The organism is Actinopolymorpha sp. B11F2 (assembly GCF_040195635.1).
Classification (GTDB): Bacteria; Actinomycetota; Actinomycetes; order Propionibacteriales; family Actinopolymorphaceae; genus Thermasporomyces.
Map to the genome: position 1 here is coordinate 62,392 of NZ_JBEFTX010000009.1, position 18,315 is coordinate 80,706.

The 18,315-nt window shown below is 69.0% G+C and carries 19 protein-coding genes; 5 read left to right on the plus strand and 14 right to left on the minus strand.

Annotated features, from left to right (window positions below):
* Positions 1 to 56 precede the first annotated feature (56 nt).
* The 3 genes from ABN034_RS17510 to ABN034_RS17520 all read left to right on the plus strand — a co-directional run bounded on the left by ABN034_RS17510 (position 57) and on the right by ABN034_RS17520 (position 2,834).
* Complete coding sequence (locus tag ABN034_RS17510) at positions 57 to 980, plus strand: acetamidase/formamidase family protein (RefSeq protein ID WP_349692070.1); 924 nt, start codon at positions 57 to 59, stop codon at positions 978 to 980.
* An 85-nt stretch (positions 981 to 1,065) separates the two neighbouring features.
* Positions 1,066 to 1,737 (plus strand): GNAT family N-acetyltransferase, encoded by a 672-nt coding sequence (locus ABN034_RS17515; protein ID WP_349692071.1) that lies wholly within the window; start codon positions 1,066 to 1,068, stop codon positions 1,735 to 1,737.
* Positions 1,738 to 1,976: 239 nt separating this feature from the next.
* On the plus strand, positions 1,977 to 2,834 hold the full coding sequence (locus ABN034_RS17520) for an alkaline phosphatase family protein (RefSeq protein ID WP_349692072.1): 858 nt from the start codon (positions 1,977 to 1,979) through the stop codon (positions 2,832 to 2,834).
* Between the two features lie 128 nt (positions 2,835 to 2,962).
* Here the strand turns inward: ABN034_RS17520 and ABN034_RS17525 are convergent, their stop codons facing one another.
* The 4 genes from ABN034_RS17525 to ABN034_RS17540 all read right to left on the minus strand — a co-directional run bounded on the left by ABN034_RS17525 (position 2,963) and on the right by ABN034_RS17540 (position 6,728).
* On the minus strand, positions 2,963 to 4,012 hold the full coding sequence (locus tag ABN034_RS17525) for a mandelate racemase/muconate lactonizing enzyme family protein (RefSeq protein WP_349692073.1): 1,050 nt from the start codon (positions 4,010 to 4,012) through the stop codon (positions 2,963 to 2,965).
* A 7-nt stretch (positions 4,013 to 4,019) separates the two neighbouring features.
* Positions 4,020 to 5,108: a mandelate racemase/muconate lactonizing enzyme family protein gene (locus ABN034_RS17530; RefSeq protein ID WP_349692074.1), complete on the minus strand. Its 1,089-nt coding sequence runs from the start codon at positions 5,106 to 5,108 to the stop codon at positions 4,020 to 4,022.
* 223 nt (positions 5,109 to 5,331) lie between these two features.
* Positions 5,332 to 5,676 carry a carbohydrate ABC transporter permease gene (locus ABN034_RS17535; protein WP_349692075.1) on the minus strand — a complete coding sequence of 115 codons (345 nt, stop codon included), beginning with the start codon at positions 5,674 to 5,676 and terminating at the stop codon, positions 5,332 to 5,334.
* 242 nt (positions 5,677 to 5,918) lie between these two features.
* Entirely contained in the window at positions 5,919 to 6,728 is an 810-nt protein-coding gene (locus tag ABN034_RS17540; protein WP_349692076.1) for an IclR family transcriptional regulator, read from the minus strand.
* A gap of 362 nt (positions 6,729 to 7,090) precedes the next feature.
* On the opposite strand from ABN034_RS17540, the gene ABN034_RS17545 reads away from it, so the two are divergent.
* Positions 7,091 to 8,182 carry a mandelate racemase/muconate lactonizing enzyme family protein gene (locus tag ABN034_RS17545; RefSeq protein ID WP_349692077.1) on the plus strand — a complete coding sequence of 364 codons (1,092 nt, stop codon included), beginning with the start codon at positions 7,091 to 7,093 and terminating at the stop codon, positions 8,180 to 8,182.
* Between the two features lie 51 nt (positions 8,183 to 8,233).
* Here ABN034_RS17545 and vapC read toward each other — a convergent pair whose 3' ends face one another.
* The 9 genes from vapC to purN form a co-directional block, all read right to left on the minus strand.
* Positions 8,234 to 8,626, minus strand: a complete 393-nt coding sequence (vapC, locus tag ABN034_RS17550; RefSeq protein WP_349692078.1) for a type II toxin-antitoxin system VapC family toxin — start codon at positions 8,624 to 8,626, stop codon at positions 8,234 to 8,236.
* A gap of 56 nt (positions 8,627 to 8,682) precedes the next feature.
* Positions 8,683 to 8,889 (minus strand): type II toxin-antitoxin system VapB family antitoxin, encoded by a 207-nt coding sequence (locus tag ABN034_RS17555; RefSeq protein ID WP_349692079.1) that lies wholly within the window; start codon positions 8,887 to 8,889, stop codon positions 8,683 to 8,685.
* A gap of 120 nt (positions 8,890 to 9,009) precedes the next feature.
* Positions 9,010 to 10,233, minus strand: a complete 1,224-nt coding sequence (locus tag ABN034_RS17560; RefSeq protein ID WP_349692080.1) for an NADP-dependent isocitrate dehydrogenase — start codon at positions 10,231 to 10,233, stop codon at positions 9,010 to 9,012.
* A 39-nt stretch (positions 10,234 to 10,272) separates the two neighbouring features.
* Entirely contained in the window at positions 10,273 to 10,629 is a 357-nt protein-coding gene (locus tag ABN034_RS17565; RefSeq protein ID WP_349692081.1) for a hypothetical protein, read from the minus strand.
* Positions 10,630 to 10,760: 131 nt separating this feature from the next.
* A complete protein-coding gene (locus tag ABN034_RS17570) occupies positions 10,761 to 11,192 on the minus strand; it encodes a DUF3017 domain-containing protein (RefSeq protein ID WP_349692082.1) in 432 nt (143 codons plus the stop codon).
* Between the two features lie 304 nt (positions 11,193 to 11,496).
* Positions 11,497 to 12,474: a hypothetical protein gene (locus ABN034_RS17575; protein ID WP_349692083.1), complete on the minus strand. Its 978-nt coding sequence runs from the start codon at positions 12,472 to 12,474 to the stop codon at positions 11,497 to 11,499.
* A gap of 347 nt (positions 12,475 to 12,821) precedes the next feature.
* Complete coding sequence (locus tag ABN034_RS17580; RefSeq protein ID WP_502879061.1) at positions 12,822 to 13,679, minus strand: APH(3') family aminoglycoside O-phosphotransferase; 858 nt, start codon at positions 13,677 to 13,679, stop codon at positions 12,822 to 12,824.
* A 53-nt stretch (positions 13,680 to 13,732) separates the two neighbouring features.
* Positions 13,733 to 15,322 (minus strand): bifunctional phosphoribosylaminoimidazolecarboxamide formyltransferase/IMP cyclohydrolase, encoded by a 1,590-nt coding sequence (purH, locus tag ABN034_RS17585; RefSeq protein ID WP_349692085.1) that lies wholly within the window; start codon positions 15,320 to 15,322, stop codon positions 13,733 to 13,735.
* Entirely contained in the window at positions 15,319 to 15,924 is a 606-nt protein-coding gene (purN, locus tag ABN034_RS17590) for a phosphoribosylglycinamide formyltransferase (RefSeq protein ID WP_502879062.1), read from the minus strand. Before purN ends, purH begins: the two co-directional genes overlap by 4 nt.
* A gap of 144 nt (positions 15,925 to 16,068) precedes the next feature.
* On the opposite strand from purN, the gene ABN034_RS17595 reads away from it, so the two are divergent.
* Entirely contained in the window at positions 16,069 to 16,851 is a 783-nt protein-coding gene (locus ABN034_RS17595; protein WP_349692087.1) for a DUF4190 domain-containing protein, read from the plus strand.
* 50 nt (positions 16,852 to 16,901) lie between these two features.
* Here the strand turns inward: ABN034_RS17595 and ABN034_RS17600 are convergent, their stop codons facing one another.
* Positions 16,902 to 18,116 carry a cell division protein PerM gene (locus ABN034_RS17600; protein ID WP_349692088.1) on the minus strand — a complete coding sequence of 405 codons (1,215 nt, stop codon included), beginning with the start codon at positions 18,114 to 18,116 and terminating at the stop codon, positions 16,902 to 16,904.
* Between the last annotated feature and the right edge of the window lie 199 nt (positions 18,117 to 18,315).

Here is an 18,315-nt window from a genome sequence, read left to right on the forward strand (position 1 = left end):
CGGCTCTCGCAGGGGATCGCGCTCTGCAGGCCGGGTGTGGATCCGAAAGGAGCGTTGTGACCCAGCATCGACTCGACCCGAGCCCGGCTACCGTTACCGACGTCTTCTCCCGCGAACTCTCGCCGGTGCTCACGGTGGACCCGGGGGATTCCGTTGTCGTTCGCACGCTCAACGCTTCTGGTCATCTGGAGCGCCAACGCACACCAGGCGAAACGCGCCCGACGATGCACACCGACCGGCGCGGCCACTGCCTGGCCGGACCGATCTTCGTCCGCGGAGCGGCGCCCGGGATGATGCTCGGCGTCCACCTGGTCTCGCTGCGACCGGACGACTGGGGCTTCACGGTCGCCGGCGGGCGCGACACCCCGCTCAACCGGCAGTTGGGCGTCGCGGACGGCGAGCCCGCGTGGCTGCTGTGGGAGCTTGATGCCGAACGGTGCCTGGCTACGAACGATCAGGGGTACACGGTCGCTCTCGCGCCGTTCCTCGGCGTGATCGGCCTGCCGCCCGACGAGCCGGGCGAGCATTCCACGATCCCTCCGCGGCCAGCGGGTGGCGGCAACATCGACTGCCGGGACCTCGTGGCCGGGTCGACGCTCTACCTGCCCGTCACCGTTCCCGGCGCGCTGCTCTGCCTCGGCGACGGGCATGCGGCACAGGGCGACGGGGAGGTCGGTGGTACGGCGATCGAGTGCGGCATGACCACGCAGGTCGAACTCACCCTGGCCATGGATCGGCCGCTGCCGACGGTGCACGCGGAGACACCGACGAGTTGGCTCACCTTCGGCTTCCACGCCGATCTCAACCAGGCGATGGTCTCGGCGCTGGACGACATGCTGGCGTGGATGGGTACGGCGTACTCCCTCGGCAAGGCGGAGGCGCTCGCGCTCGCCAGCACCACGGTCGATCTGCGCATCACCCAGGTGGCCAACCAGACCTGGGGCGTGCATGCCGTGCTGCGCCGCGACGCCGTACGCTGAGATCCTGGTCGACGGCCGGCTCCCCCAGTCGGGATGGGCGAAAACGCGTGGCCAGCCGGCGGCATGGCGCAGCAGAATCGCCGGCATGCGCCACTGGCCCCTCTTCGACCTCCGGTTGATCACACCCGACCTGGAGCTCCGGGTGCCCTCGCTCGAGGACCTCGCCGCGCTCGCGGACCTGGCCGTCGACGGCGTCCACGACCCGGCGGACATGCCCTTCATCGTGCCGTGGACCGACGCCGAGCCCGCGATTCGGGCCCGCAGCACCCTGCAGTACCACTGGAACAGCTGGGCCTCGTGGAAACCGGACGCCTGGACCCTCGAACTCGTCGTCCTGCGCGACGGCGCCGTCGTCGGTGTGCAGGGACTCTCCGCCCGGGACTTCGCCGTCGTCCGGGAGGTGCACACCGGATCCTGGGTGGGCATGCGCTACCACGGCCAGGGAATTGGCACGCAGATGCGCGCCGCCGTCCTCCACCTCGGCTTCGCCGGACTGGGCGCCGAGGACGCGAGATCCGGTGCATTCGTCGACAACCCCGCCTCGCTCGCGGTTTCACGCAAGCTCGGGTACGCACCCGACGGGGTTTCCCGGTGCGCCCGTCGCGGCGTACGAGCCACCGAGCAACGGCTGCATCTCACCCGTGAGGGCTGGGAACGGTTCCAGTCGGGACCAGCGGCTGTGCCCGTACGGATCGACGGGCTGGAGCCCTGTTTGCCGCTCTTCGGCTTGGAAACCGCGACCGAGCCGAACACCTGATTCCCGCAACCCCTCCTGTCGGCCACCCGTACCCCCGCCGTACGGCATCCCGGACGCCCGCACGCCCGCACGACCGCAAACCGGCATGCCGGCCACCGCCACCCGCACACGCCGGAATCACGCGCCGGACGCCCAGATGGCCGCGACGGGCCAGCGGCGGATGCTGGACGGTCGGGGCGGAGCCCGCAAGCATGGACGGTCGAGCCGGTACGCCGACGCACACGAACCAGGAGTGACACATGTCCGACGACCAGGCCCGCGCACGTTCCCGCAGGGTCGTGGTGTTCGGCGTCGACGGGGTGCGCTATGACACCCTGCAGGCGGCGCACACACCACGCATCGACGCGATCGGGGCGCAGGGGTTCCTCACGCCGCTCCAGGTCAACGCCGCCGGACCGACGATCTCCGGGCCCTGTTGGTCGACCATGGCCACCGGCGTCCTCGCTCCGACGAACAACATCGCCAACAACGACATGCGCGGACACCGGCTGGACGAGCATCCCGACTTCCTCACCCGCGTACGCCAGGAGATTCCCGGAGCGCGGACGTACGCCGCCGCGAACTGGCCACCCCTGGTGAGCGAGGCCCAGGGTGGGCCGATCTTCCGCGGCGGCGGCGATCTCGTCGTCGAACACCCCGACCACGGCATCGAGGAGTGGGAGGTCGCGGAGACCACCGTGGCCGCCGACGCGGTCAAGGTCCTCGGCAGCGAGGACATCACGGCGGCGTTCGTCTACTTCGGCAGCCCCGACGGCATCGCGCACGAGTTCGGTGTCTGTCCCGACTACACGGCCGCGATCGAACGCAGTGATGCGCGGATCGGCCAGGTGCTCGACACCATCCTCGCCCGGCCCACGGCCGCCCAGGAGGACTGGACCGTCATCGTCGCGACCGACCATGGACACGTCGCCGCGGGCGGGCACGGCGGCGACTCCCCCGAGGAACGCACCGCCTGGATGGCGGCGTACGGCCCCACGGTCCCGACCACCGCACCCGTCGACCTTGAGCAGGCCGACGTGTGCGCCCAGGTGCTCACCTCGCTGGGCATCGACCTCGACCCTTCGTGGGAGCTGGTCGGCCGCCCCTTCACCCGGTGATCATGATCGTGATCGTGAAGGAAAAGTGGTGGCGGGCTGGGTTACGCCGGTCACGCAAAGTGGGCCATGTGCCGAAAGTCCTTCATGATCATGGGGCCCGACACCCTAGCCCCGCCGGGCAGCCAGCCTCACTCCCACGCGAAACCGACACCTTGCGGGGCGAGCGCGCAACCGTCCTCCAGTCGTGGGTACGCATCGGGCGATGACCGCAGGCCGGTCTCGAGCCAGATCGCGGTCGGTGCAGCCAGTAACAGGCTGAGCGCGGCCGGGCCTCCGCCGTGGGAGGCGTACGGAATGTCGAACGCGGCGGCCAGCGCACCGACCGCCCGGATCTCGGTCGGGCCACCCGCGCGGCGCAGGTCCGGTTGCACGATGTCGCAGCATCGCCCCTCGAAGAAGTCCCGGAACTCCCTTGCTCCATAGAGGTTCTCGCCCGCCGCCATCGGTATGGTGAGCCGGCGGGTGAGCTCGGCGTAGCCCGCGAAGTCCCCTGCCCGCAGGGGTTCCTCGAACCACGTCAGACCCATCGCCTGGTACGCCTCACCCCGGCGCAGCGCCTCGCTCACGGTCAGGACCTGGTTGGCATCGACCATGATGGCGATGTCGGGACCCACCTCGGCGCGGACGGCCTCGATGCGCTGAACGTCCTGGTCGAGTGACCCGTCACCCACCTTGATCTTCACACCGCGAAATCCGTCGCCGACAGCGGCGACGCACTGCTGGCGCAGCTCGTCGAGGCTGAAGTTTGCCCACCCCACCATGGCGTACGCCGGAACCCGGTCGCGGTAGGCACCCCACAAGCGATAGGTCGGCACGCCGTGCGCCTTGCCCAGCAGGTCCCAGAGCGCGACGTCGACCACGCTGATCCCGAACGTCGTGAGCCCGGAGCTGCCGTGGTACTCGGTTTCGACCTTGAGCGCTTCGATGATCGCGCCGATCTGCTCGGCGTCGGCACCGATGACCTTCGGCGCCAACTCCTCCTCGATCAGCACCGCCAGGGTGCGGGGCGCCCCGTCGCCACGCCCGAACGACGTCCGTGCCTCGCCGACAAGGCCGTCGTCCGCCTCGACTTCCACCAGGACACTGCCGCCGCCACTCAGCGTCTGTAACGCGTCCCGGATCGGTCTCGCCGAGTGGGGCCGCCGTTCGTAGCTGACCCGGATCTCCTTGACTCGCACAGCTTCCTCACCCTTCCCTTTCGGCCAGCCGGCGTACGACATCATCGTCGAGTTCGACGCCGAGTCCGGGCTTCCCGGATGCCCGCATGCGGCCGTTCTCGACCAGGACGGGCTCGGTCCAGATCGGCCACTCGTCGCGTAGCGGATGCGGCTCGATGTTGTACTCCTGTGGATACACGCAGTTCGGCGTACTCATCCACAGATGCAGGTGGGCGAGGGTGCCGATCGTCGGTTGGGTGTTGTGGACCGTGATCGGCTTGTTGAACGTCTGGGCGAGCGCGGCGATCTTCACGAACTCCGTGATGCCGCCGCACTTGATGACGTCGGGCTGCAGAATGTCGACCTGTGCCCGCAGGATGAGGTCGCGGAACTGCCACCTCGTGTATTCCTGCTCTCCCGCCGCGATGGGAATGTCCACCGCCGCGGCGAGCGCGGCATAGCCGTCGTAGTCGTGTGCGGCCAACGGCTCCTCGAAGTGCCACACGCCATAGTCCTCCAACCGGCGGGCGATCTTGATCGCCGTGTGCGGGTAGTAGGAGTTGTTGACGTCGACCAGGATGTCGAAGTCCTGCCCGACCGCCGCCCGCATCTCCCGCACCGTCTCGAGGGTCTGGTCGAAACCGTCGTCGTACATCCAGGGCGTCGCCGAGTGGATCTTGTACGCCCGATAACCCTGCTCGGCGAAGGACACCGCCCGCGCGGCCTCCTCCGCGGGCGTCATCCCGCGTTGCATGGAGCTGGCATAGACCTCGGGTGCCTCGCGAAACTTCCCACCCAGCAGGTCATGGACCGGCTTTCCCGCCACCTTGCCGGCGATGTCCCACAGCGCGATGTCGATGCCGGCGATCGCGTTGAGCTGCGCGCCCATCGGCCCGAGCTTGTAGGGCTTGTGGTACATCGCGTGCCACAGGCGTTCGATGTTCGCCGGGTCCTCGCCGACCACGATCGGCGCGAGTGCCTTCTCCACCAGCGTGTGGGTCACCGCGGCGTTCATCGGGCTGACCTCACCGACGCCGGTCACCCCCTCGTCGGTGTGGACGCGCACCAGGTGGTAGCGCCCGAGCAGGACGATCGATTCGACTCTCGTGATCCGCATAGACTCCTCTACTCCCGTTCAGATGACTCCGTCATGGTCCTGGCGGTTCCAGGCCGCTGTCCTATGAGTGGTGGGAGGTTCGACGCTCGAGAAGGCGTCGAACCTCCCACCACTCGTGGCCGGCCAGGGCAACGTGCTCATCCGCTGCCGCTTGCGAGCGCCTGCTCCACTCGGTCCTTCACCTCGCCGAGGGCTTCGGCCGCCGACCTCTGGCCGCTGTAGATCAGGTCGACCTGGGGACGAAGTTGCGGAGCAGGGCGAGAACCAGCCCGAAGGCGATGCTGAAGACCAGACTGCCCACCGTGAACACGAACGTGTTCTTCAACGTGAGCCAGAACAACGGATCCCTGGTGAACAGCTCGCCGTAGTTGCCGAAGACGGTGAACTCGGGCGAGGAGAGCCCGGTCCAGTCGGTGAGCGAGGCGTAGAGCGAGACCATGACCGGAACGAACTGGAACGCGATGACGCCGAAGATCACCGGCCCGATGAACAACCATCCGACCAGTGCGCGGCGGGCGCCGCGGCGCCCCGCGACCGGGACTGGTCCGGCCTCGATCCGGGATGTCATAGGGCCTTCCGCTGCAACGGAGTGCGAAAGGGCGAAGTGGATTCGCGCCCTGGATTGGCTATTTCGTCAACCTGAAAACATTTCGGATAAGCGAGCGTCAATAACGCTAGTCGCGGCCCGCGAAGAGGGTCAAGGCTACGCAACCACCTCTCCGTTGGCCGATTCCTGCCGAGCCACCGGTAATGTGTCCGCTCCACGTCGGACGCAGCGACGACGCCACCAGCAGCCTCCCGCGTCTCGCGCTAGTCGAGGTCTCGCAGGAAGCCCGGCTCCGACGACGGCGACGGTGAAGGTAGTGCGAGCCGCTCGGCGAGGACCGACTGGCTGCGGCGGAGCAGATCCGCCAACTCCTCCACCCGTGCCGCGCTGAGGCGGGCCGTCGGAACCGCCACCGAGATGGCGTCCCGCGGCGGCGACCGGTCGGGAACCACGACGGCGACGCAGCCCAGGCCCTGGTCGCTCTCCTCCCGTTCGGTGGCGTAGCCGAGCTTGCGCGCCCTGGCCAGGTCGCGAAGCAACCGGTCCACACTCGTTCGGGTGCGTTTCGTAAGAGCGGGCAGCGCGTCACCCAGGATCGCCCGGACCTCCGCATCCGAGCGCCGCGCGAGGATCGCCTTGCCCAATGCCGCGGCATGGACGGGGATCCGCCGGCCGATGGCGGAGTGGATGCGCAACGAGTGATGTGAGTCCCGCTTGGCCAGGTAGACGATGTGTTCCCCGTCGAGCCGCCCGTAGTGCACGGTCTCACCCGTCTCCTCGGCAAGCCGGTCGAGTACCGGCTCGGCCCTCACCAGGACGTCGTCGGATCGGGCGTAGGACGAACCCACCCGCAACGCCTCGACACCGATTCCGAAGCGGATTCCCGTCTCGTCTGTCTCGAGCCAACCCCGGCGCTGCATCGTCCGCAGGATCGCGTGCAGGCTGCTGACGGGAATGTCGAGTTCCCGGCTGATCTCGCTGAGCGTCCGAGGGCGGCCGCTGGCGGCGAGCCATTGGAGGATCACGAGAACCCGGTCGGCCGACTTCACCGACCGAAATCGCGGCTCCGTCATCGCACAACCACCTTCGATACTTGGTCGAACGTTCGAACGCTGCCTGTCGTCGAAAGGCCGGCGGTCACGCCCGGCACCGGCCACGTCTTGGCCCGCGTCTTGCCGCTCCGCAGAACGCCGGACTACGCTGCCAGTGCTCGCCCGGCTATTCGTATATGCGGATGCAATTCGAATATGCGAAATGTTTCGAGTAGGAAAGCTACTGAACCACCAGCCTGCAGGGCAACAGATCGCGGCATGGAATGCGGCGACGGACCAAGACTCCGCAACGGATCAGGCAGCGCCGGCGGAGCCGGATGTGTCCGCGGTAGGACTGGTTGCTGCAGAAGATGACGCGCCGATGGAAGGGTGCCAGCACACCGATGAAGATCGCGAGCATCGAGACATTCCTTGCTGATCAGATCGCCATCGTCCGGGTCAGGACCGACGACGGCGCCGAAGGGATCGGGCAGACGTCGCCCTACCGCGTGGGCATCACGGTCCACGTCCTTCACGACATGGTGGCACCGCACTTCCTCGGCCAGGATCCCTGGGATCTCGAAGCACTTGTCGAACGCTGCGTCCGCAAGGAGTACAAGTTCCCCAGCTCGTTCCTCTACCGGGCCCTGTGTGGCGTCGACACCGCGTTGTGGGACCTGCTCGGAAAGGTGACCGGCCAACCGGTCTACAAGCTGCTCGGTGGCGGAGTGCGCGAAAGCGTCCCGATGTACGCCTCCAGCATGAGCCGGGCGATCACTCCCGAAGCAGAGGCGGAGCGGCTGTTGCGCCTGCGGGAGGAGCAGGGCTTCCGCTGCGCGAAGATCCGGATCGGCGATGTCATGGCAAGTGACCGTGACGCGGCTCCCGGGCGTACCGAGAAGATCATCCCGCACATCCGCCAGGCGATGGGTGACGACTTCGACATCAACGCCGACGCCAACAGTGGCTTCACCGTGTCACGGGCGATCCGGGTCGGTCGCATCCTCGAGGACAACGGCTACTTCCACTTCGAGGAACCGTGTCCCTATCCCGAGCTGGAGAGCTCCGCGCAGGTGGCGGCGGCACTCGACATCCCCGTGGCCGGTGGCGAGCAGGACAACTCACTCGTCCAGTTCCGCCGGATGATCGCCATGCGGGCGGTCGACATCGTGCAGCCCGACATCGGCTACCTCGGCGGCGTCGCACGGGCCCGCCGGGTCGCCAGGATGGCAGAAGACGCAGGCATCCCGTGCACGCCGCACTGCGCCAACCAGTCGATGCTGCAGCTGTTCACCCTGCATGTGGCTGCGTCAATGCCAGCTTGCCACCAATACCACGAGTGGAGCATCGAGGACGTCCCCTGGACCAACGGGGTCTACGAACCCATGCTGCGGGTGGTCGACGGTGCCGTCGCCCTACCCGCCACTCCGGGTTGGGGAGTCGAGATCCTGCCGGAGTTCCTGCGCACCACCGAACGCCAGGTGTCGACGCTGTAGGAGGTTCGCGGGCGATGCTTCGCGGGCGACCTGCCATCCAAGGTCGCCGCTTCAGCAGTAGCTCACCCAACGGACCTGCATCAGGTCGGCGATCGCATCGAAGTCGGCGTCCTTGTGGACGAGGATCGCGTCGTTGCGCAAGGCGACCGCGCCGATCAGACAGTCCATGAGCTTGCGTACGGTGCGCCCTCCGGAACGTGCGTCACGGTAGAGCGCAGCGGCGTGATGGAAGTCGAGATGTGTGGCGACGGAGAGCACCGGAAGTCCTGTCAGCATCTTCCCGATCTGATCGAGGGCACGGCTTCCGTGTGCTCCCGCGAGAAGTTCCATGACCACTGGTTCGGTCGTCGCTATCTGTGCCCCTGAATCCAGCAGGGTGTCCAGACCCTTCGTCGCCGGACCGGGAACGTCCCGAAGCCAGTCGATCCAGACCGACGAGTCCACCAGGTGCGGCCGCTCACGATCGACCTGCGGAGGAATCCCCCGTGTCCTGCGGCCGCTCACTCCTCGGCCCCGCTTCCGCGCATCTCCTCCAGGTCACCGTCCCAGCCGATACCTCGGACGGAACGGATGTCCGCCGGGGTGGTCGTCGTACCGACAAGACGACGAAGAGCGAGGTCGACGGCCTCCCTCTTCGTCCGCAGGCCATAGCGGCGCATCGCCCGGCGGACGAGGTCCTCGTCGAGATCGATGTTGGTGCGAGCCATACACCTACGATACACCTACGCACCCGTGAGGGACCGCGGGCGCGAAATCCCACGCCCACGGCAATCGGCCCCGCCCTACCCCGCTGGTCGGGGCATGGCGAGGCCGATCCACGGATGTCCTTAGTGGGCCGCCTTCAGCTTGGTGGCGAGGTTCTCGGCGAGTGCTCCGAGGAACTCGTCCGTCGTGAGCCACGAGGTGTCGCCGCCGACCAGCAGCGCGAGGTCCTTGGTCATCTTCCCGGACTCGACGGTCTGGACGCACACCTGCTCCAGCGTCTGCGCGAACTCCGACACCGCCGGTGTGCCGTCCAACTTGCCGCGGTGGGCGAGCCCGCGCGTCCACGCGAAGATCGACGCGATCGGGTTGGTCGAGGTCTTCTCGCCCTTCTGCCACTGCCGGAAGTGCCGCGTCACGGTGCCGTGCGCCGCCTCCGCCTCCACGGTCTTGCCGTCCGGCGTGAGCAGCACGCTCGTCATCAGGCCGAGCGATCCGAAACCCTGCGCCACGATGTCGGACTGGACGTCACCGTCGTAGTTCTTGCAGGCCCAGACGAAGCCGCCCTCCCACTTCAGGGCCTGGGCCACCATGTCGTCGATGAGCCGGTGTTCGTAGGTGATGCCGGCCTGCTCGAACTTGCCCTTGAACTCCGACTCGAACACCTCGGCGAACAGATCCTTGAACCGGCCGTCGTACGCCTTGAGGATCGTGTTCTTCGTCGAGAGATAGACGGGGAAACCGCGCTGGAGCGCGTAGTTGAACGACGCCCGGGCGAAGTCGCGGATCGAGTCGTCGTAGTTGTACATCGCCATCGCGACACCGCCGCCGGGGTACTTCGCGACCTCGAACTCCATCGGCTCGCTGCCGTCGTTCGGCGTGTAGGTCACCGTGAGCTTGCCCGGCCCGGGCACCACGAAGTCGGTCGCGCGGTACTGGTCACCGTGGGCGTGGCGGCCGATGATGATCGGCTTCTTCCAGCCCGGGACAAGGCGCGGGATGTTGTCGATAATGATCGGCTCGCGGAACACCACGCCACCGAGGATGTTGCGGATGGTGCCGTTGGGCGAACGCCACATCTGCTTGAGACCGAACTCCTCGACGCGCGCCTCGTCTGGCGTGATCGTCGCGCACTTCACGCCCACGCCGTGCTTCTTGATCGCGTTGGCGGCATCGACGGTCACCTGGTCGTCGGTCGCGTCGCGCCGCTCGATGCCGAGGTCGTAGTAGTCGAGCGGTACGTCGAGATAGGGCAGGATCAGCTGGTCCTTGATCGCCTGCCAGATGACACGGGTCATCTCGTCGCCGTCGAGTTCGACGACCGGGTTCTTCACACTGATCTTCGACAAGGGGGCTCCTCCGCCGCAAAGGTGGTTGGGGGTATGGCTTCAGAGATTCTGGACTTCGCTCTGTCGTGGGACGACTCCGCTGGCCGCCTCGAATCCGGCCGGCTCGGCCTCGGAAAGCCCGGTTTCGACCACCCTACGTACGACGTCGCGACCGGGCACCGCCAGGACACCCCGGTGACCCGACTCGACACGCCCGCGGGCAGGGCAGCGACGACCGGCCGCGCACGTGCGGGTCTCCGGAACCATTGTCCCGCGTCGGGCGCCGCGCGTGAGCTTTTGGGCCGCTCCGATCCGGACATTCACCGCGTACGGCCCAGGAGGGACCATCACGGATGTGGCACCGGTGACCGCGGCGCCAGGCGCGGGCCCGACGATCTCCGTGAGCGCGATGGTCATGTTCCGGCCTCCGCGGGGTCCGGGCCCGAAAACCGAGCGATACGGAAGATGTCTTGGTGTCGAGATATCTTGCCGGGGAGCCTAGCCGAGGCGGGACGCTGGCGACAGGCCGGGGGTCGCGCGGTGGCGGGTCAGCGGATGTCGGGGACGGCCACAGCGAGCAGCAGCGCCACCACGCCCATCACCGTGAGGGTCACGACGTCCGTCGTCCGGCTGCGAAGGACGAGCAGCCCGGCGCGGCGGGTGGTGAGCACCAGCCGGAATGCGGCGGCGAGCAGGACCGACAGCGCCAACAGCAGGGTGCCGGGACGGAAGTCCACCACGATGACGGTGATCAGCGAGACGAAGATTCCCGTGAGTACGACCAGCAGAGGCCACTGGCGGCGCGGCCATGGACGGATGGGAGGAAGTGGACGTCCCGGCTCGCGCTTCCACCGGCCCCACAACGCCTGCCGGAGTCCCGGCGCCCGGGGTGGTCTGCCGGCGCCCGCGCTGGGGCTCCGGGTGGAGCCAGCGCTGGTCTCCGTCTGAGGCACCACTCCGGAGCCCGGCTGGTCGACCATCGGTGGGTCCTCCTGGCGCCGACGAACGCGAACTGCAGAGTCGCAGGTTACCCGCCGGACCACGGCCATGACGGCAGGACCCACCCACACGGGACGACCCTGTGGCGCACCAAGCCCGGCCCGGGTGTGAGCACCGCTCACCTACCGGGACGGGCTTGGTACCCCCCAGGATCCCCCGATCCCCCGGATCCCCCGATCCCCCGGATCCCCCAATCCCCCGGTCCCCCGATCCCCCGGTCCCCCGGAATCCTGGAATGCCGGGGACCCCGATCGACCGGAGTCCTGGAATCCCGGGGACCCCGACTCAGGAGCCGCCGGCCGTCTCGGCCTTGCCGCCGTCACCGGTCGCCGCGAACCAGACATCGCCCAGCCCGTGGCCCTTGATGTCGCCGGGGGCCTTGTCCTCGAAGTAGTAGTAGAGCGGCCAGCCGTTCACCGCGACCTGCTTCGTACCGTCCTTGCGGGTGAAGGTGCTGACGAGATCCGGATCCACACAGTCCTCGACCACATCGAGACCGTTGTCGGCGAGGACCGGTGGCCACTTCTCGTTGCACTCCGGGTCTCCCTCGCAGGCGCTCGTGCCCGCGTTGGGCTCGTCCGCCTCGAACCGGTACATCGTCCGACCTTCGCCGTTCACCAGGATCGTCTCGGTGAACGCTCCCCGCTTGGTGTCGGTCAGCACCGTCGCGCCCGACTTCTGCTTCTCCGCCTGCTCAGTCGTCAAGGCCTTGGCCCCGGTCGGTGCCATCACGAACCACCGGCCGTCCTTGCCCTGGCCGGTCAGGTCACCCGGCTTCGTGTCGCCGGCGAAGGTGTACGCCGGCCAGTTCTTGATGGTGAGCTGCTTGGTGCCGTCCGGCCGGTCCAACGAACCCACCAGCGCCTCGTCGACGCCCTTGACCGCGGTGATCTGGTCGGCCGGCACGGGGTTCCACACCTCGGCACATTCCTCGTCACACCCGCTCGTCGGCGGATCGTTCGAGTCGTTGTCAAACCGGTAGATCGGCTTGTCGTCGGCAGCCTGCAGGTAGTCGGTCCACCCATCCTGGCGGGTGGTCTCGATGACGACCGGGACCTCAGGCCCTGGCCAGGGACCTTCGTCGCCCGCGGCTGCCGGCTCGGCGGTCGAAGCCGTCGGCGTCGGCGTGGCCGTCTCGGTGGTCTCCTGATCGCCGCCGGCGCCGGAGTTCGTGGTGACGATCTCCGGTCCACACGCCGACAGCGCGAGCACACCAGCGACCAGCACGGCGACCGGTGCACAGACAATCTGACGAGGCTTCATGGTCGGTCCAACTCTCCTGGTGTTCGGTGGCAGGGCGCGGACTCATCGCCTACTGACGTACGCCCGTCGCTTCACGGCCGCCGCATCTGGGCGCGACGGTCGGCATGCGGACGTACGCCGGAACGCTGCACACCGAACGCCGGTGGCCCCGGCGCCGGAGCGGGCGAACGGCCGCGTGGTCACGCCGTGCCGGCCTGGTGGGCCGGTGCGGTGAACCGGTGTGTGACGCTGGCCGCTCGCCCGGTGAGGGACGGTCCTTACATCTGTCCGTACGCGGGAACTGGCGAAGATGGTTCACGGGGTCGCGAATCGCGGTCCGGCCGCGGGCCCACGCGCTTCGTGGCCGGTCAGGTGAGTTCGTCGAGCCTGCGGTAGTAGTCGATGCGCGGGTCGTCGGGATCGCCGCCGTACCTCTCGAGGAAGCGGGCAGCATGACCCGGCCCGTACTGTGGGTTGAGCTCGACCGACGCGATACTCCCCGTCGCGATGCCCAGGTCGTGGTAGCGGTCGGCGACGCCCAGCCACCCCAGATCGATCAGGCCCGTGACCTCGAGGGTCTCGGGATCGAGCAGGACGTTGGGAACGCAGTAGTCGCCGTGGCAGACCACCAGATCCTCATCTGCCGGCCGCGTACGCAACAGTTCGGCGAGTAGCGCGCCCCGGTCCTGCGCCCACCGCCAGGGCTCCATCGCCGCGCTCGCCTCGTCGACCACGCCGGCCTCGACGGCGGCACGTTCCTGACCAAGCCGGACGTCGAGCCGGCGGTCGAACGGGCACCCCTCCAGCGGCAGCGCATGCAGCGCCCGGAGCGCGTCGGCGAGCGCATCGATCACCGACACCCGCTGGTGAACTGGCCACGGTGCCGATGCCTCCCGGCCGGGCACACTCGTCATGACGAGCCAGCCGACCTCGACCGCTTCCGGGGATGTCGTCGGGCTGGTGGACAGACAGGTCTCGGTCCCGGCGGCGACGAGTTCGGGCCCCGGGATCCCGGTCGAGGACAGCCAGCGGATCCGTTCCGCCTCGACGCCCAGATGGGAGCGACTGCCCAGGTGCTGCGGCACGACTGCCACCTTGGCGTGGAGCTCCGTCCCGGCCGTCCCGGTGAGCTTGTACGTCGCCGCCCCGGAGAAGCCGTGGTGCACCCGCGTCCATTCGTACCCCGCGAATCGGGTACGCAGGGAACGCACCACGCGCTGGACCAGCTCACCCACGCCGCCATCAAACCCGACGTGTCAACCGGGATACGCCGCCGGCCTCAGTGGAAGAAGTGGCGCGTGCCGGTGAGATAGAGCGGTACGCCGGCCGCCTGCGCCGCCGCGATCACCTCGTTGTCGCGGACGGAGCCACCCGGCTGCACGACGGCCCGTACGCCCGCGTCGAGCAGAACCTGCAGCCCGTCGGCGAACGGGAAGAACGCATCCGAGGCCGCCACCGACCCGGCCGCCCGCTCACCCGCCCGGGCAACCGCCAGCTTCGCCGAGTCGACCCGATTGACCTGCCCCATGCCGACCCCGACGGCCGCAAGGTCGGAAGCCAGCAGGATCGCGTTGGACTTCACCGACCGGACCGCCAGCCAGGCGAACACGAGGTCGGCCAGCACGTCCTCGGACACCGGTTCGCCCGCCGCCAACCGCCACCCCGACGGACTGTCACCCGGCTCCTCCACGGTGTCCACGCTCTGCATCAGCAGGCCACCTGAGACGGGCCGTACCTCCATGCCACCGCGGGCGGAAGGTCCGCACCGGAGCAGCCGGATGTTCTTCTTGCGCGAGAGGACCTCCAACGCGCCCGGCTCGAAGTCCGGCGCCACGAGCACCTCGGTGAAGACCTCGGCCACCTTCTCCGCCATCTCCACCGAGACCGGCTGGTTCGTCGCGATCACCCCGCCGAAGGCCGACACCGGGTCGCACGCGTGCGCCTTCGTGTACGCGTCCGCGACGTTGGACGCGATTGCGATCCCGCACGGGTTGGTGTGCTTGATGATCGCCACCGCCGCGGGCTGGAAGTCGTAGACGGCACGCCGCGCGGCATCGGCGTCGACGTAGTTGTTGTACGACATCTCCTTGCCGTGCAGCTGTTCTGCCTGGGCGAGCCCGTGCGCGGCGACGGAGCCGGCACGGTACAGCGCCGCCCGCTGGTGCGGGTTCTCGCCGTAGCGCAGGACCGACTCCCGCTCCCACGTCGCACCCACCCATGCCGGGAAACCGCTGCCGTCGTCGGTCGGCGCATGCACGTTGCCCATCCACGACGCGACGGCCACGTCGTAGCTCGCCGTGTGGATGAACGCCTCGACCGCCAGCCGCTTGCGCTGCTCGAGCGTGAATCCACCGGCCGCCACCGCCGCGAGGACGTCGGCGTAGCGGTCCGGTGAGGTCACCACGGCAACGGAGGCGTGGTTCTTGGCCGCCGCGCGGGTCATCGCGGGACCGCCGATGTCGATCTGCTCGATCACCTCATCCGGGCCGGCCCCGGACGCGACGGTCTCCGCGAACGGATAGAGGTTCGACACCAGCAGGTCGAACGCCGCGACGTCCAACTCCTCCAGCTGGCGTACGTGGTCGGGATTGGCTGTGTCCGCCAGCAGACCGGCATGCACCCGCGGATGCAGCGTCTTGACCCGGCCGTCGAGGCACTCCGGGAACCCGGTCAGCTCCTCGACCCGGGTGACGCTCACACCGGCGGACTCGATCGTCGCGGCCGTCGTACCGGTAGACACGATCTCCACGCCCGCGTCGGCGAGCCCTCGGGCGAGCTCGGTCAACCCGGCCTTGTCATAGACGCTGACCAGCGCGCGGCGGATCGGCCGGCGCCCTTCGGTGGCGGCATCGTTTCGGGGGGCGTTCACGGGATGGTGACCTTTCTGCCCTGGACGGTGAAGCCCAACCGCACCATCGCGCCGATCGTGTCGACGAGCTGCCGGCGTTCGGCGCCTTTGATGCGTTCGGTCAGAGATTCTTCGGTGTCGTCGTCTTCGACGGGTACGGCGACCTGCGCGATGATCGGGCCCGCGTCGACTCCCTCGTCGACGACGAAGAGCGTCGCCCCCGCCACGCGTACGCCATAGGCCAGCGCGTCACGCGGCCCGTGCATGCCGGGGAACGCCGGAAGCAGGGAGTTGTGGCTGTTGACGTAGCGTCCGCCGAACGCCGCCAGGAACTGCTTGCCAACCAGCTTGAGGAACCCCGCCGAGACGACCAGATCGGGTTCGTACGCCTGCACGCGTTCGGTGAGCGCGGCGTCCCATTCCTCCCGGCTCGGGAAGTCCCGCACCCGAAGGGTGAAGGTCGGGATACCGGCGCGTTCGGCGCGGGCCAGCCCGCCGGCGCTGTGACGGTCGGCGCCCACCGCGACCACGGTCGCGCCGTACGCCGGCTCCCGCGTGGCGTCGATCAGCGCCTGCAACAGGGTGCCGGTGCCAGAGAGCAGGACGACGAGACGGGCAGTCAGAATGGGCTCCTCGCTGCTGGGGATCACCTACTGGAACGGCGTGCGGAAACGACGTCACAGCCCGGTGACCCGGGGCGCGTACACGTGGAGTTGGACGTTCCGTCACGATAGCGGTAGCCGACAATGACGACAGGAGAAGCCCCTGTGAGCAGTCCCGAGGAGCGCCCTGACGCAGCGGACAGCCCGGAGGCCAAGGTCGCGGACGAGCTTTCGCTCGCGCCGATACCGGCGGAGGGTACGACGGCGCCACCCGATGCCGAGCGAGTCTTCGCCCGGCCGCCCGCCTCGTCGGCGTACGCCCGGATCGTCACAGCGTCGGCCCAGCCCTCCGGCCAAGGCGCCGCGAAGCCGGCCGACGGTCCGCACGCGTCTCCGGGCGGCGACGGGACCCACCGGCCCCCGGTCCACAGCGAGTCGACCGGCGGCAATGCCGGCGGCAGCTCAGGTGGACCCCCCGGCGCCAGCGCTGGCGGGAAGTTCGGCGACCGCTCGGGCGGCGCCGGCGCTCCCCACGCTCCCCACCATCAGCCCCCGACTCCGCCGACCGAGGACCAGCTGAAGCGGATCCGCAACCGTGGCCGGCTTGCCGTCCTGTTCGGCCTCACCGGACTGGTGGCGAGCGTGCTGGCGTTCCCGCTCGGTCTGCTCCTCGGGATCGCAGCGATCGTCTGCGGCGCCCTCGCGCGCCGGGCTTCCCGCCTTCACCGCGTCCCTGTGCCCGGGGCTACTCCAGGCCTCGTGCTGGGCGTCGTCGCCACCCTGTTCGCCAGCATCCTGACCGCGACGGCGGTGGTCTTCTGGGACGAGGTGGTCGAGTACCAACAGTGCTTTTCCGGCGCCAACACCCAGACCGCTCGCGAGTCCTGCCAGCAGCGTCTGGAAGAACGCATCATCGACCGTGTCGGCCCCCTGAACACCCCCCGCTGACCCTGGGCCCGACCCCCGCATGGGATCAACCAGCCGGGTCAGGCCCACGCTCACCGCAGACCAGCGGAGCCCCGCGCCCGAGCCCAATCCCACATCCGCAACGCCAGGACACCGACGGCTCCGGCGATCCCGAGGGTGCTCACCGCCACGACGCCGGACTCCAGTGCCGACGGACCGACCTCGACCAGGCGCCCGGGCCCGGCGGAGCCGCTCGACACCGCCACGGCCGCGGTGAACATCACCCCTCCGGCGAGCCCGGCGAGGCCGCCGCGCAGGGTCGCGGCGTCGATGCTGTATGCCGGATAGCGGCGGATGGCGGCGAGCCCGGCGACAACCCCTGCCGCGATCGGGATCACGAGAACGCCCATCACCCAGCCGGGTGGGTTCTCGGTCACCGGAAGCGCCGCCAACAAGGGGAACGCCGGAAGCGGGCCGAGTGCGACACCGGTCGGTGCCACCACCGTGGCCGTACCGACCGCGAACCCGGGTCCCAGCGCGTATGTCCCTGCGTACACCGCCGCATTGGGCACGTACGCAAGGCACATCCCCAGGAGTACCGGCAACCCGCTGATGCCGGGTGCGAGTCCGGCCACCAGGTCACTCAGCCGTCCGAGGTGCACGACCAGCGAGCAGGCGACGAGCAGCATCCCGCCGGCGACCAGACAGCTGAGGCCCGCGACACCGCCGTAGAGGGCCGCGCGGACTTCCTCCGGCACACGTCGCCACGCCCGGACACCGTGCCCACTCACCCGGACGACACCCGCACCACCGGCCACGCCCGCCAGCACACCGGCGTGGACGAACGCCCGCAGCACGTCCGGGGCCGCGTCGCCGGTCCGGGCCAGGATCGCTATCAGGGCCGCGAGTCCGCCGTACGCCGCAGCCATGGCGAGCAGACCGGCACACACCTGGGTGACCCGGCGGACCTCGCTCGTACGACCGACCCACGCGCCAGCCCGGCAGAGGAGGACGAAGGGAAGCAGCGACAGCCCGAGCGGCGCCAGGCTGAAGGCACCACCTGGTAGGGCGACCGGCACCATGTGGGCGAGCAGCCACGCGTCCACGCCGACCCGGAATGCGTCCGGGGCAGTTCCGCCGGCCGTGACGAACCACGCGACGACCGCGACGGCGGCGCAGGGAAGCGCCCCCGCGAGTGCGGCCCAGCCGGCCGCCAGCAACGCGCCAACGGTCGCGGGCCGCGGGTGATCAGCCACCCGCGGGTGCTCGGGAACGCCCGTCGAGGGACGCGTGAGGACGCCGGCCATCGCCTCATGCTCGCAGTCCGGATCAGGTCCTCCGGCCCGAGACACGCCGCTGAGGCGCCCGAACCAGCTAGATTTCCGCCACCGGGATTCACACCCGCCAAGGGATGGGGCACTCGGAGGGTGCCGCGTCGTTATGGATAGGTTCGTACCTGCACATACTCTCAGCTGCGGTTGGTCACATGCCGGTCTCGCAGCGTGT

Bases quoted from the DNA above. Each gene is read 5' to 3' on its own strand.
- ABN034_RS17515 (WP_349692071.1), top strand. From the start codon at position 1,066: ATGCGCCACTGGCCCCTCTTCGACCTCCGGTTGATCACACCCGACCTG.
- ABN034_RS17520 (WP_349692072.1), top strand. From the start codon at position 1,977: ATGTCCGACGACCAGGCCCGCGCACGTTCCCGCAGGGTCGTGGTGTTC.
- ABN034_RS17530 (WP_349692074.1), bottom strand. From the start codon at position 5,108: ATGCGGATCACGAGAGTCGAATCGATCGTCCTGCTCGGGCGCTACCAC.
- ABN034_RS17535 (WP_349692075.1), bottom strand. From the start codon at position 5,676: ATGACATCCCGGATCGAGGCCGGACCAGTCCCGGTCGCGGGGCGCCGC.
- ABN034_RS17540 (WP_349692076.1), bottom strand. From the start codon at position 6,728: ATGACGGAGCCGCGATTTCGGTCGGTGAAGTCGGCCGACCGGGTTCTC.
- ABN034_RS17545 (WP_349692077.1), top strand. From the start codon at position 7,091: ATGAAGATCGCGAGCATCGAGACATTCCTTGCTGATCAGATCGCCATC.
- ABN034_RS17555 (WP_349692079.1), bottom strand. From the start codon at position 8,889: ATGGCTCGCACCAACATCGATCTCGACGAGGACCTCGTCCGCCGGGCG.
- ABN034_RS17565 (WP_349692081.1), bottom strand. From the start codon at position 10,629: ATGACCATCGCGCTCACGGAGATCGTCGGGCCCGCGCCTGGCGCCGCG.
- ABN034_RS17570 (WP_349692082.1), bottom strand. From the start codon at position 11,192: ATGGTCGACCAGCCGGGCTCCGGAGTGGTGCCTCAGACGGAGACCAGC.
- ABN034_RS17575 (WP_349692083.1), bottom strand. From the start codon at position 12,474: ATGAAGCCTCGTCAGATTGTCTGTGCACCGGTCGCCGTGCTGGTCGCT.
- ABN034_RS17600 (WP_349692088.1), bottom strand. From the start codon at position 18,116: ATGGCCGGCGTCCTCACGCGTCCCTCGACGGGCGTTCCCGAGCACCCG.